The organism is Halobacteriovoraceae bacterium, assembly GCA_020635115.1.
Classification (GTDB): domain Bacteria; phylum Bdellovibrionota; class Bacteriovoracia; order Bacteriovoracales; family Bacteriovoracaceae; genus JACKAK01.
Genome location: JACKAK010000003.1, coordinates 277,524 through 291,571, shown reverse-complemented (window position 1 = coordinate 291,571; position 14,048 = coordinate 277,524). Strand labels below are relative to the sequence as shown.

The following is a 14,048-nucleotide window of genomic DNA, read 5'->3' as shown; positions in this document are numbered from 1 at the left end:
ACTATTCACCATACTCCAAAGTCATCCCATCAAATACTGGAAAAACATGTTCTCCAAGTTCTTTTTTTGCAAAACTTACCCATTCCTGATGAGAATGTTGATGGGCCATATGAATAAGACCAGCTTTTTTAGGAGAGATTTCAAGTATATATCGGAAGGCCCTTTTCGCATTTAAATGCGTTTGATGATCAGCGTGTTTTAGACAATCGATTATTAAAATATCTAGTTTTCTCTTTTTTAAAAAAGCTACAATTTCATTGGATATTGCATGACAATCAACGATATAGGCCATTTTACCATGACATATTCCCATTGTTTTTGAATGACCGTGAGATAAGTTGAATAAATGAAATTCTTCCTCTAAAAAAGTTTGTTGAATCACTTTGGAGATGGATAGCTCTAATGGTTTTAATTCAAGTCGAGGAATTCCACCACCTAGAACAGGTTTCTTTTCGTTAAACACTTCATTTGTTTTAAATATATACGGAAAACGGTCTCTAATATTTTGGAAGTTATCCATATTGCAAGTGACAGGTATGGTTTGGTTCTGCATGAAACAAAATGGTCGAAGATCATCAATTCCATGCAAATGGTCAGCATGATCATGTGTGATGAACACATGGTCAATTTTTGAAATTTGATTATTTAACATTTGTTGTCGAAAATCTGGGCCCGTATCAATCTGAAAAAACTTACCTTTAGTTTTTAGAATGGAACTTGTTCTAAGCCTTTTATCATTGGGATCAGCAGAGAGACAGACATGACATTTACACGCTATTTGAGGAATTCCCGTACTTGTGCCACTTCCTAGAATTAATATTTCATTACTCATGTTGTCAATTCACCTCGTTAAATTAGATATTTATCTTTTATAATAAGTTGATTACCCACTTCTGCCTAGTCTACAATGATAAAAAGGATTTGTTGTGGTTAAAATAAAAAATGTTTTGTTTCTATGGCTGGTTGTGGGACAAATGATGTCTTGTTCAACTTCTTCACAAAACAAAACAACAACAGTTAAAGAAAATGATGAAAGGGAAAATTTCACAAAATTTCAGAGTCGTTTTGGGAAAGAATATTGGCAAAAAATATTAGATCAGGAAAAGAAATATCTAATTTCAGAAATTGCTCTATTTGAAAATACCCAAAAAGTACGCTTCGTTTTTTTTAATAACCCCCATTTGAAAGAATTTAAAATCTATTCACTTTCTACAAAGTCCTATGGTGAATTTGATCCAGCAGCTGCACAAATGCATTTTACCCAATTTGCGGGGGATAAAATTCATTTTCAACATGAAGTTTTTGATTCAAATCAATTCCTTTGGAAATCATTCAATGAAATTAGAGAAAATCTGAGCATTGATAGATCTGATAAAGTTCAATTAATTAAAGAATTGACGGAAGATAGAGATAATATTCATATCATAGTTGGCGATAATGTTTTAGGCCAATTTAAAGATGCTATTGAAAATCTAAATAGGGTAGAGGAGTTTTTTTGGGAAACTCAACCTAAAAGTACAACTTATAACCCAGGTAAAGGTCAATTTGATTTAAAAGGCGAAAATTCACTTTTTTGGGCAACAATGATTTCACCTGAATCTAAAATTAATTCTAAAGCATACATTCAATATAAATATTTGTTTACTGTTCTTTTTGCTGGAAAGTCTTCGTACTTGTATAAAGATTTCGTAGATGGAAAGAGAAAATATTTTCTGAATTTAGAACAAGGAGAATTGTCCTTAGGCCGCAATAATATTTTCTTTGTTTCTGGAAATTTGCAAAGTAAAAGTAAATTGAATTCCTTAAAAAATCACATTGCAAAAAACGCATTTGAAATCTGTGATGAAAGTATTACTTCAAGGCACTATTTAAGGGGGATGAATCAGTTAGGAATTGAGTTATTAAAAACTATAAAAAATGAATCTTATTGGAAAAGAAAAGTTTATTCGATACTAACTGCAGGAAGTGTGAAGAATTATATCGAAACATATGAAAATATGTTTTCACTAAGTATGGATGAATTGCGCCCTGTTTGTTCTCAATTTCTCACTGCTGCTGAACCTTTAATATATACATTATGGAAGAAGAATAAATGAAAAAAATTCTAAAATGCTTATTTTTGTTTAGTCTTTGCTTAATTACTATGAACATTATTGCCGATTCAAACATAGAATATAGTTATAGTGAGTTTGAAAGTGATTACACCCAATTTAATGTAAAGTTTTTAGATGGAGCTTCATCCGATAAAGGAATGTATGGTTTAACATCCATTCTTTTTAAATCATATTATTGGGGATCTATGCGTTATAAAGAAGACGAACTTTACAATCATCTTGATTTTTTTGGTGGAGACTTCAAAACAACTGTTTCTCGTCAATCTGTGGATTTAACGATCACAGGAATGAAGTTAGATTTGATTCCAAAAATTAAAAAAATGTGTCATATGTTTAAAAGATCTTCTTTTGAAAATAAAATTATTAATGTCAAGGTTTCTGAACTCAAAAATTTACTCACGACTCTCGAAAAAGATGACGAATTAAAATTCGATCGATTAACACTCATGCAGGTTTACAATGATAACTATTTAAGCATTCCTATTGAGGGATTATCCAGGACGGTCTCAAAAATTAAGGGACATATTTTGGAAAGTCATAGTTCATATTTTAACGATAGAGTGAAAAAGAAAGTACACTTTATGGGCTCAAAGAAAAGCTTTGAAGAACTTAAAAGTGTATTAGAAAGTGAATGTCGCTGGGGAAAGACAAGTGAAAATATTGAAAAAGAGGGTTATTCTCTCAATTTTGACTATTCAAAGAAAACTGCTTTTTTTGTTTCAAATCAAATCAGAAAACCAATTATCAGACTTTCTACAGAGGTTGATAAAAACGAGACTAATATCGAATGGGTTTTGACATATCTGCAACAAATTATTGATGAGAAGGCCGTGCCTGTCAAACGAGTATATTATAAAAAACTTTTAGATAATCTCGTGTCAATTGACTACGAGATATCACCGGAAAATGTCATTCTTTTTTTACAAGCTTTGTCAGAAGGCCAAAAGATGCCTGATCTTGGTCAATCAAAAAAAGACAAAACAGTAACTTTCAATGTATTAGTCATGGGTAAAAATGCTGATATGCGCAAAATTGTAAAATCAGGTGTAGATCTAGAGATTTCAAAAATAAAAATATAATCTAAATTTAATAATACCCGCCATAAATTCAATGAAAAATTTTAAATGGCATACATTTGAACCGGTATAAAATTTACAATTCTTTGATAGATGTTTAAACAAACATAGCAGTAACTGGTACAATCCACAATTGTTTAATTTTTCTTATGTTGAGGAAAGTTTGTGGCTTCGATTTTTGGACGTATAAAACATCTCATTTTTGTAGTGCTCCTTTCAGTATCTGCACAAGATAATATTTTCGCAAATATTCCCAATAAAGATTGCGATAAATTATTCGAAAACAAGACATCTAAGGCTCTTCATTCTCAACAAACATCCCTAGGACACGAGCGAGTTGATGAGACAAAAATATATCACTATATACCGATCAGTTTTACGAAGAAACAATTAAAAAATAAATTTATTGCGGAAAAATTAAAGAAAACGTTAAAGTTTTTACCAAATCTAAAAACGAAAGACAGATGGACTATTTATGGATCATTATTTGGACTTGTTTTTACTCATTTAAGCTCAGCAATAATCACACACTTACAAATCATTTCAAGTGATATTGAACTTTATGAATTTACTACTTTAGTTTTAGACCATTTAATTACACATGTGCTAGTGGATGAATTTGATGATGAGATTATAGTTTCAGCAATTTCAGGATGGTTAGGGAGAATTTATGGAAGTAAAGTTCTCAATTTGGAGGTTGCGAAATCAATTTTAAAAAATGCCAAGGCCGCTCCGTTTGCCCTTGATCTCAATGATAATTTTCAAGTCTCATCAGTTGAATTTGAAAAAATATTCAAACTTCCTTCAATTCAAAAAGATTTAAAATCATCTTTTAGAAACATACGGGATGTATTTCCACATGATTTAGTTAAATTCTTCTATAATCTCAAATCTAATGCTTTGATTTCTGAAGGGACAGTGTCTCAAGATTTGCATCTCTCAATTAACGGACATAGTTATCTCTATGAAGTTGAAATGACTCCAATTATAAATGAATCAGGTGAGCTGATTTCAGTTGCTGGATTTGTTCGCAACTTGCAACGTGTGGTAGACGTTGAGAAAAACTGGTATGAAAAATCTAAATATGATGTCATGTTATCTAAGCTTTATAATAGGGGCTATATTGAAATGATCATTGAAAGAAGTATTGAGACTTTTAACTTGGATAATAAAATGTTCTCAGTTATTTTTATTGATATTGATAAATTTAAAGATATTAATGATACATACGGACATGAAATTGGTGACCAAGTACTACATTCAATTGAGGATATTCTAAGCAATTTTTTTCGGGATAGAGACCATATTGGAAGATGGGGGGGAGAAGAATTAGTTGCCATCTTAGAAGATAGTACTCTTGAGAATGGTATTCGAGTAGCGCAAAGACTTCGTTTGGAAATTGAAAAGGCCGTTTTAAATATCAAAACAGAAAATAATGAATCAAAAAATATAAATGTTAGCGTAACCATTGGAGTCAGTGCTTTTTCAGAAGGAGATGATCTTAAAAGTGTTGTGGCCCGAGCTGATAAAGGACTATACAAAGGTAAGAAAAATGGGAGAAACCAGGTTGTTGGAATTTCTCAAGACGGGAGCATATCAAATTAGATTCGCACCTTCTGAATGCCCTGAAAAATCAATAATGGCCCCTGGCCTTATGATTAAATCTTTTGCGTATACTTGGCCCTTTACTCTACTTGAAGGGTGGATGATGACCTTTCCTGCTGAAAAAATTTCACCTTCAAACTCGCCCCTTATTTCAATATGATGACATTTTAATTTTCCTTTTATCAGGCCATCTCTTTCAATGATAAAAACTGGACAATTTCCCATCTCGACTGTACCGATAATTGTTCCAGAAACAATGGTTGGCCCATTAAAAGTAAAGTTACCCTCAAGCTTAGTTTCGCGACCAATATGTGAAAATTCTAATTCTTTCAAATCTATTTTATAAGACATAATACAACCATTTAATTAACATCTTTTGAGATGATTTGTTTATGAATGAGGTCACCTGTTCTTGAAAAGATAAGAACTTTAAAACTTACTCTAACTATATCTTGAGTTTTTATAAAATTTGCTTCAACTGGCCTAAAGCGTGAAGTTAGGAAAGATTCACCCTTATTAAAAATAAGTTGCATATCATCCTGAGGAAATGAGTCTTCAGGATAAATTTGTATACTGTTTCCAATCCTAGCGATGATATAGATATAACCAGTTAAAACTCTGTTGTTTTCGGTGACATTTACAAGATTAAATCTCAACGTAACTTTTTCTGTAGTGTATGGTACTTCTAAATCTTGAATGGCCAGAAGTGGCACCTTCGATTTATCAACTTGCCCTGGAATTGATCTAAAAATGGAAAGAATGTTTATATCAGGCACTTCTGATGAATTGAGTTTATTTTTTAACTCTGTATTTTCTAGAGTGACTTCGTTTATTTGAGCAGCAAGATCTTGGTTTTCTGTTTTGAGTTTTTCAATAATGACCGGCTCTTTTTTTTCGGCCATTGAAATGATTTCTTTAAAATAAATGGATCCACCAATGACTAAGATTATACAAAGAATGGTAATGGTTGGTAGACCAAAAAAAATACTTCTCAAAATCCTTTTTTCAATTGAAAAATATTTTGGAGGATGGCCACCCTCATAGAGAATAAAGGTCAAGCGATTTACATTTTTAGTTTGTTCTGACATGTATTAATTACTTTTTTGTTCAGGTCTCGTTTCATCATTTTCAAGAAAGAATCTCATAGATGGCCGAAAAACGATAGGATTTTCAATCTCTTCTTTAGTCAGTCTCATAAAATCTTCTGCTACAATTTTCCAATTATAAAATTCGTCTCTTTTTAAGTGAAGGGTTTTCTTACCTATGTCGTCGATTGTATTTGATTTATATTTCTGCTTCAGGGTAACAGTAATATAGTCAGAGGCCCCAAGTATGGAGATATCACTGATTCCTATTTCCGGTTTTCCTGGCCCAGAGAAAACGGCCTGTTTATAGTTTTTGAACTGTTTGTAATTTCCCCTATAGGTGTTACTAAATTCTTTTGGATCATAATGATCTATATATTTTTCAAGATCTTCATCTCTCCATGCCTGTGCCCATGTTTCTATAAAGCTAACAAGTTCATCTTTTCTTCTAGACCAAGCTTTTTGTGAAAGATAATTTAGGTCATGTACAACTACAATAGGTGTTTTATTTAGTTCAATATATTTTGAAATATCTTTGAGTTCGTTGTTTGCAATGACAACACATCCCCTTGAATCCTGCCCTTTGTCTATTCTGGTTTCATCATTAGTAGAATGCAACCAGATGCCACTTCCTGTTTTACCTTTTCTAGAATCAATAACATTAGGATAGTCCATAACAAAAGCGCCTACTCCGTATATTTGTCCGATTTCCTGTCCATACATATCCAGTAGTTTTTCATTTGGTATAAATTTGAGGAGGTTATAAACTCCCTCAGGTGTTCTGAAATCGCCTTGAGAAATTTTATCACCACTCATTTTCCCAGTGGCCATAGGGTATGATTTGATTAATTTTGGAGTTCCTTTATCGTTTTCAAAGAGAAAAAAAGTATTTGAGGATTTTTCAGCAACCATCACGTGATGGGAGAAAAAAGAATCCATTTGCACAAGTGAGGCCGGTAAGTATTGAAAATCCTGGGAATTAGCTTCAAAAGCAAATAACATGAATAAAATTAGAGTGTTAAAGCGCATATTTGACTCACTTTCTTGTATTTCATAGACTATTATAACATCAATTACCGCCATTTTAGTATGGACAGACCCAAATAATCAATATTCCTTTAACTTTTCGGGCAAAAATTAAAAGAGTTAAGCCTTTAATTTTTTGTGAATTCTTCCGATAGTGTTATTATGTAAGTATTTGATATTTATACCTTGTTCGGGAGGACCTTTGAGATTAGTACTTTACAGCAAAGAGAAATATTTCAATAATTTAGATGATGAGCTTCATGATCTGGGCCCTCAGTTTATAAAAAAAATTAGAGATCTTGAAAAAGTGGTTCTAGATGACTCATCAAATATTTTAATCTTTGCGCATTACGAGAATGGGGAAGATAAGTTAGACCTCCTTTTTAAAAAATATTCCGTCAAAAAACATGTCTTTTTTATAGTTGTTAGCGAAACTTTAGATTTAAAAGCTCTTAAAAAACATCAAAAGGGAAATAGTGCCGCTTCGGGTTATATTAAAGGGCCAGTGACTTCCCAATTTATTCGAGAAGTCGTTTCTGACTTTAGTGAGGGGATGGCGCATTTTGGTATTGGTGACTCTACAGAAATTCGAAAATCTGATAGTGTTGATTTTGAAGATCTTAGTTTTGCAAGTTTTGATAAAAGTGCTTTTGATAAAGTCAAAGATTTGCCATTGCAGCAGACTAATGTTAGCGAAACTGAGCTTTTCAAGGACGAAGAAAGTCATATTGAATCACAAATAAATACTAAAAATGATGGTTTTGAAAATAGTGTTGTACCTGATCTTGAAATTTCACAAACAAATCTTGAATTAGATCATCAAACCTCTGAAACCAATGAAAGTAATTTTGGAAATAAAGGTGTTACCGTAGAGAGAATGATTAATGAAGAAACAGGGGAAATTACTATTGATGATTTAGACTTAACTGGTGGGCATGATGACCAGACTTCAGATTTTAACACAGGTGGTAGTATTGAAATTTCAAAGACAAATATTGATGAAAATAATGTCATAGAGTTTGGTAATGGTGGGGAAATGGGTAAAAAATCTGAGGATAGCGCAATAGATTTAACACTTGGAGATAATCAAATAGGTGACATTGAGTTTTCAGGGCCACAAGGTGATGTAACTGATACTGGAGTAAACATAGATAATGAAGGTTCCATTGATTTTGATCTTAGCAGTGAATCAGCTATCAGTTCAGATAGTATGGATGACATAATTGTAAGAAATGAAAAAAGAAAAACTCACAAAGAACAAACTCAAATAGGTTCTAAAGGGGAGAAAATTGGAGAGGGACCAACAGCTCTAGAAAGAGTTGAAGGGGGCTCTATAGAGCAAGTTATTCTAGATTCATATAATCATGAAAGTACAACTGTCGGAGATTCGAGTGGTGATGATGAAGATAAAACGATTGTTGCCAATGTCGATAGAGGAACCGATCATACAACTGTTGGCGGGACTCAAAGTAGTTATACTGAAGAAGACAAAACAATTCTGGCCAGTTTAGTAGACAACACTGAGCCAGGTGGAAATTTAGGAGCTTTTCCATTTGAAATTAGAGATGAAGATACAAATAATGAAATTCAAGCTCAAAACAAACTGAGTAAGTCAAAAAGTTTTGATATAGATGATGATACAGGTTCTAGGACAATAATTGGAGGAGGCAGAGAAAATATAAATATTTCTGAATCTTTAGAATTTCAAAAAGCTTCAAATAAAGGATACTCCCCTGACAATGCGAGTAATCTTTCAAAACTAAATATGCAAAATATTTCAATGGAAATGATTCTTCCAACACTTAAAGATTTAAATCTTGATCCTTCTGAACTAGAAAGAGCATCGTCTACTATTTCACAATTGCGCTCAGATAGAGAGAAATTACTTAGAGAAGTCAAGAATGAAAGAACGAAAACCAAGGAAGTTGAAAGTGAAAATATTACTTTGAAAGCGCAGCTGGAAGAATTGAGATTAGAATTAGATATTATTAAGAGAAGATCAATTGAGCAGATACACCAAGCACAAACTGATCTTAAAGTAAATGAAAGTAAAAAAGTAATCTATGAACGAAAACTTAAGGATTATCAATTAGAGTTTGAAAAACTAAATCAAAAGGTTCGAGTTGATCTCAATTCAGTTAAACAACGCGAAAAACATCTTGAAAATCAATTAGAATTAATGGTGGTTGATACTGAATCACGTTTGAAAAGTAGAGATGCGAAAATATTAGAATTAAAACGCAAAATAGATGCTTTAGAATTTACAATGGAAAATTTATCAATCAAAGAAAAGAAATCTAGAGAGGAAAAGGCCAAATTAGAAAGTAGGTTAGGTAAGATTATGAATTCTCTCAAAGGATCTATACAAGTATTAGAAGATGATATTGATTTGGATGATGAAATTGAGAAACAAATGAATAGGTAAAAAATGGTAGGTGAAAATAATCTTAAGTTTTTAAAAGACTTGCTAGATTTTAATAATCTAATACGAGATTATGATGATATTAATTCCCTTTATGAGGATATAAATAGATTTGTAACTGATAAACTCAATATTAATGAAGCGATCATTTTTTCATATCCAAAAAAACGAGAACATGTTCTAGGTCGTCATATAGAACAACAGTTCAGGCATGTTTGGAATAAGAAAAATATTGAAAAATTTTATAAAGTTGAAGATATTCACAAATTACTTGAGAAAGTCATAAATAAAAATAATACTCATGAAGAAATTGTTATTGATAATCAACAATTGTTCTCTAGGCCTTTGGGAGAGGATGGCCATCAGATATACTTCATTATTTTTTCTTTACCGTTGAAGAGTATTGAAAAAAGAAAGTATATTGATCAACTCATGCAAGCTGCATGTAAAGAGTTTATTATATTTAAAAAAATTGAAGGGCTTGGAAAAGAGAATCAATTAATTCATATTGATGATGTCACAGGACTTTACAACCAAAGAAAACTTCAAATAGATCTAGACAATAGTATTACAAAATATAACAAATATAATGAAGAGTTTTGTATATTATTTATCGATGTTGACCATTTCAAAAGAGTAAATGATGGACATGGACATCTCGTGGGTACGTTTTTATTATCTGAAATTGCGCAAATTTTAAGAAATACACTCAGAGATGAGGATTTAATCTATCGCTATGGAGGAGATGAATTTGTCGTTATTATACCAAATTCAGCTGCTAATATTGGTAAAAGTGTTGGTGAGCGAATTTTAAAATCTATAAAAGAACGTGACTTTGAAATTAAAAAAGGCAATATTCTAAAATTAAGTGTATCCATAGGGGTTGCATCTTTTCCAAAAGATGCTAAAACACGTGAAGATGTTTTATCGATGGCCGATCAAATGATGTACCATGCCAAAGAAAGTGGTAGGGGAAAAGTTTGTCTGTCAAATGAAGCATTAAAAAAAGAAGAAGATTGAGACTATTATGCAAATGCTCGTACTAAGTGACCTCCACCTAGGAAAAGGAAAATTTCTTAGTAATGGCCAGCTTAACATATTGGAAGATTTTTTCGAGGATGAGCGGTTCGCCGAGATATTGGAATACTATTCGTCTGGTGACTTTTTGTCTTCACCTGTACATTTATTTCTGAATGGTGATATTCTCAATCTTATCCAGATAGATGTAGATGGTGCTTTTACTCATATCATTGATGTTGAACATACTATTAATGCTATTAGGGCCATAGCAAAGGGACATCCTAAATTTTTTGATGCAATTCGCTTATTTCTAAAAAAACCAAATAAACAGATTACTTACGTTATAGGTAACCACGATGCAGGAATGGCATTTGAGGGAGCACAAAAGTACTTTAATAAAATTGTAGAAGGAGAAGTTCATTTCACATTTTTTTATCAAGAGTTTGGTATCCATATTGAACATGGGCATAGGTTTGAAGTCATAAATACTGTTCCTCCGAAAGACTATTTTAAAGTTGGCCCAAATAATAAAAAAATACTTAATCTCCCATGGGGTTCACTTTTTTGTATATCCTTACTTCCCATTTTAAAAAAAGATAGGCCTCTTATCGATAAAGTTAGGCCCTTAAGTGCTTATGTGAAATGGTTAATATTTCATGACTTTGGCTATTATCTTAAGCTTTCTCTTGCCATCATTAAGTATATTCTTCAAACAAATACCAGTAGTTATACAAAACAAAATAGTAATTTTAAAACCAATATGAAATTACTTAAACAAATAACTATCTATCCTCGCTATGAAAAAATGGCAAAACGAATTCTACGTAAAAATCCATCTCTAAAAATTGTAGTGATGGGGCATACTCATGTCCAAGAATGGAGAAAATTTCCGGAAGGTAAATTATATTTTAACTCCGGAACATGGAATCATATACCCATTATTGATGTGGCCATGCATCCAGACACAAGCAAGTTGACTTATATACTTATAGATATTAATGAGAAAACAGAAATCATTAAAGATGCTCAACTTAATTTGTGGATGGGCGATTGGCGACCTTATAGAATAGAGGTAAACACAACCTGATGGATCAAGATTCAGAAATACTCAGAGCAATAGAGCTTGAAAAACAAAGAAATAAGCATTCTCTTAGAAATGCAATACTCGCCTTTCTTCCATTTATCATCATTATGATTTTTCTTGCAATCAAATACAACAAATTTCATCCTCTGAAGAGGCAGGATGCTAAATCTTATCAATTGGAACGTTAAGAAGCTTTTCAAAGAAAATTTTTATCTGCTCCCATTTTTTTATGATTATAGGGCCATTACTTAGTTCTTTGAGTCCGTTAAAATTTTCAAAAAGAAGTGCATTTGGTGGTAAACTGTTTAAAAACTGTGAACCATTTTTGTTACTTATGATAAATGAGTAATTAATTGAATTGTTTGAAAAAGCAAACGCATCACTAACTTTGTCTCCTATGGCCGCAAAAGGCTTTACATTCAAATTATTAAATTGTGTCTCAATTAACTGAGTTTTAAATACTGTATCTTCTTCTATATTTAATCTAAAATCTAATCCAAAATATTTTGAATTCCGATCTAGATTTTTTGAAGCAAGAAGTACCCCATCTGGAAACCCATGAATCTTTAACCATCTTTTTGTTCTATAATTGAAATGTATATCTCTTCCGCTAAAATAAACTATTGTAGCACCTAATTTTTTGTCGAGCCAATTGATTGTTTCTACAGAGGAAGGAAGAGGTGATATATAAAGATCGTCATTGGTAAAAAGAAATGTATATAAATTTGTATCCGCAACAGTGTTGTCGATATTGACTAAAACAATACCATTTTGATTGTAGGGAATGATTTCTATAGTGCTTGGCCAGTTATACACAGGAAGTTCTTTGTAAAGGCCATCTGAAAAAATGTAAACTTTATAAACGACTTTGTAACTACCTTCCTCAACGTTTTTTTCAAGGCCATAAGTTGCTTGTCCATCTCTGTTAGTGAACATGCTACCTTCAAAAATGATTTGATCATCCTTGAAAATGGTAAAACTAATTTTTGCTCCGTAAAATGGATTTAAAAGTTCATCAAGACCAAGCTCTTGTTGAAAAATTTTTAAAGTTGTTTGTCCAAGTAGTCCAAGCTTTGCAAATTGTTTCAGCTTCACACTAAGTGTAATTTGATTGTCTGTATGTGCTAGAATATCTTCTGAAATTAATAAATACTCTTTGATAGGATTAACTTTATCTGCAGTAAAAACTTGTTGTATGGACGGGTTGAAATCCGCTTTCGAACTAATAGAAAGAAAAATAAAAATAAAAAAACTGAGATAAGTCATTTTAGTTCCTTCCCGGTTCCACTCTTTATAATGAATTTAGTAATCTCTGACAATGAAATACTAAATTCTTAGTGAACTTAGAATTCACAAATATTTTATTTTTGTTAAGATTTAAATGTTTACAATTTTACCAAATATAATTTATATAAATCAGTCTATGCGAATTCTATTTATTTTACTAAATTTACTAAGTTTGAATCAGTTATTGGCCGAAAATTATACATGTGAGCATATGCTTAATGCTCAATTGAATAAACAAAAATTGATTGGTGCCACCGGAGGGCCCTACAAAACCTCCCCTGTTGTTGTTGATTTTAAGGACTATGAAGATTTTGGAGAGTGGGAACGTAGAGAATTTGAAGTTTTTGTTGACCCAAATGGATTATTAGTGGATCGACGAGGTCGTACACTAAATACTATTAGACATGAAGAGCTTTTAGTTATGGATGAGTCGGGGAGAATATTTCGGGCCCAAAAAGAATTTGGTTATTCTCACCATCCATCCTTTAATGCCGGTAGGCCTCTGGCCATGAGTGGGGGGAGTACTATACAACAAGGTTTCTTAAGAGAAATTGATAATGGATCAGGCCATTACAAACAAGGGGAAGAATTCTTAGATCAACTTTTAATTGAATTAGACCGTCGAAGAGCAATTCTTGTCAATGTTGATAAGTTTATAATAACAATTCAAAATAATAAAATAATAGAAGAAATTAAAATTAACTATGATCCTTAGATGTGTAAGTAAGTATCTTATCAGATAGTACTTAATTCACTTTAATATATAATTCTGACGAACAAACTGGTTGGTCTATACCAAATTCTTGTGTCAATCTTTCTCTCAATAATTCATAGTTCAAACGAGGAAGGAATACGATCCTTCCTCATTATAATTTATTTCTTCTTCGCTACTTTTTTAGTGGTTTTTTTTGCCACTTTTTTTGTCGTTTTCTTAGCTACTTTTTTAGTGGTTTTCTTTGCCACTTTTTTCTTGGCCACTTTCTTTTTAGCTGTTTTTCTTTTAGAAGAGTATTTGTTAAGTTTTTTCTGAAGTTTATCTAATTCCTTCTTTTGCTCATCTACAAAGTTTTTCGCCTTTTTAATTTCAGTCTGAATAATTTTTTCAACCATCTTTTCGATTTGCTTTTTTTCATCACTTATTCTTTTCTTAACAATTTTGATATCCTTATCAACTACTTTTGAAACATTCTTTTCTACCTCTTTCACGTAGTTTGATACAGATTTTTGAACTTTTTTGAGATCATTTTCAGAGACAAACTTGCTTATCTCATTTTTAACCACATTCAATTGCTTAAGAAAATCACTCACTGCCTTTGCCATATTGGCCTC

14 protein-coding genes are annotated in these 14,048 nt (G+C 31.9%); 8 read left to right on the top strand and 6 right to left on the bottom strand.

The genetic code is table 11. The features are described from left to right. Position 1: 1 nt before the first annotated feature. Complete coding sequence (locus tag H6622_05815) at positions 2 to 832, bottom strand: MBL fold metallo-hydrolase (GenBank protein ID MCB9061018.1); 831 nt, start codon at positions 830 to 832, stop codon at positions 2 to 4. A gap of 94 nt (positions 833 to 926) precedes the next feature. On the opposite strand from H6622_05815, the gene H6622_05810 reads away from it, so the two are divergent. From H6622_05810 to H6622_05800, 3 genes are all read left to right on the top strand, one after another. After that, positions 927 to 2,096, top strand: coding sequence for a hypothetical protein (locus H6622_05810; GenBank protein ID MCB9061017.1), 1,170 nt, complete (start codon positions 927 to 929; stop codon positions 2,094 to 2,096). Continuing rightward, complete coding sequence (locus tag H6622_05805; protein MCB9061016.1) at positions 2,093 to 3,193, top strand: hypothetical protein; 1,101 nt, start codon at positions 2,093 to 2,095, stop codon at positions 3,191 to 3,193. Before H6622_05810 ends, H6622_05805 begins: the two co-directional genes overlap by 4 nt. A 162-nt stretch (positions 3,194 to 3,355) precedes the next feature. Next, a complete protein-coding gene (locus H6622_05800; protein ID MCB9061015.1) occupies positions 3,356 to 4,795 on the top strand; it encodes a GGDEF domain-containing protein in 1,440 nt (479 codons plus the stop codon). Here the strand turns inward: H6622_05800 and H6622_05795 are convergent. Genes H6622_05795 through H6622_05785 form a run of 3 tightly spaced genes read right to left on the bottom strand, consistent with a single transcriptional unit; the run spans position 4,787 to position 6,963 of the window. Further along, positions 4,787 to 5,146 carry a polymer-forming cytoskeletal protein gene (locus tag H6622_05795; protein MCB9061014.1) on the bottom strand — a complete coding sequence of 120 codons (360 nt, stop codon included), beginning with the start codon at positions 5,144 to 5,146 and terminating at the stop codon, positions 4,787 to 4,789. The genes H6622_05800 and H6622_05795 overlap by 9 nt on opposite strands. 11 nt (positions 5,147 to 5,157) lie before the next feature. Next, complete coding sequence (locus tag H6622_05790) at positions 5,158 to 5,883, bottom strand: hypothetical protein (protein MCB9061013.1); 726 nt, start codon at positions 5,881 to 5,883, stop codon at positions 5,158 to 5,160. Between the two features lie 3 nt (positions 5,884 to 5,886). Further along, on the bottom strand, positions 5,887 to 6,963 hold the full coding sequence (locus H6622_05785; GenBank protein MCB9061012.1) for a L,D-transpeptidase family protein: 1,077 nt from the start codon (positions 6,961 to 6,963) through the stop codon (positions 5,887 to 5,889). Positions 6,964 to 7,108: 145 nt separating this feature from the next. Here H6622_05785 and H6622_05780 point away from each other — a divergent pair, with 145 nt between their 5' ends. The 4 genes from H6622_05780 to H6622_05765 are packed head-to-tail and all read left to right on the top strand — an operon-like array spanning position 7,109 to position 11,620. Further along, positions 7,109 to 9,331 carry a hypothetical protein gene (locus tag H6622_05780; GenBank protein ID MCB9061011.1) on the top strand — a complete coding sequence of 741 codons (2,223 nt, stop codon included), beginning with the start codon at positions 7,109 to 7,111 and terminating at the stop codon, positions 9,329 to 9,331. Positions 9,332 to 9,334: 3 nt separating this feature from the next. After that, entirely contained in the window at positions 9,335 to 10,348 is a 1,014-nt protein-coding gene (locus H6622_05775; GenBank protein ID MCB9061010.1) for a diguanylate cyclase, read from the top strand. Between the two features lie 7 nt (positions 10,349 to 10,355). Continuing rightward, positions 10,356 to 11,435 (top strand): metallophosphoesterase, encoded by a 1,080-nt coding sequence (locus H6622_05770; GenBank protein ID MCB9061009.1) that lies wholly within the window; start codon positions 10,356 to 10,358, stop codon positions 11,433 to 11,435. Beyond that, positions 11,435 to 11,620 carry a hypothetical protein gene (locus H6622_05765; GenBank protein ID MCB9061008.1) on the top strand — a complete coding sequence of 62 codons (186 nt, stop codon included), beginning with the start codon at positions 11,435 to 11,437 and terminating at the stop codon, positions 11,618 to 11,620. Before H6622_05770 ends, H6622_05765 begins: the two co-directional genes overlap by 1 nt. Here the strand turns inward: H6622_05765 and H6622_05760 are convergent. Next, a complete protein-coding gene (locus tag H6622_05760) occupies positions 11,595 to 12,698 on the bottom strand; it encodes a hypothetical protein (GenBank protein ID MCB9061007.1) in 1,104 nt (367 codons plus the stop codon). The genes H6622_05765 and H6622_05760 overlap by 26 nt on opposite strands. Positions 12,699 to 12,855: 157 nt before the next feature. On the opposite strand from H6622_05760, the gene H6622_05755 reads away from it, so the two are divergent. Beyond that, complete coding sequence (locus H6622_05755; protein MCB9061006.1) at positions 12,856 to 13,434, top strand: hypothetical protein; 579 nt, start codon at positions 12,856 to 12,858, stop codon at positions 13,432 to 13,434. Between the two features lie 158 nt (positions 13,435 to 13,592). Here H6622_05755 and H6622_05750 read toward each other — a convergent pair whose 3' ends face one another. After that, a complete protein-coding gene (locus H6622_05750) occupies positions 13,593 to 14,039 on the bottom strand; it encodes a hypothetical protein (GenBank protein MCB9061005.1) in 447 nt (148 codons plus the stop codon). Positions 14,040 to 14,048 lie beyond the last annotated feature (9 nt).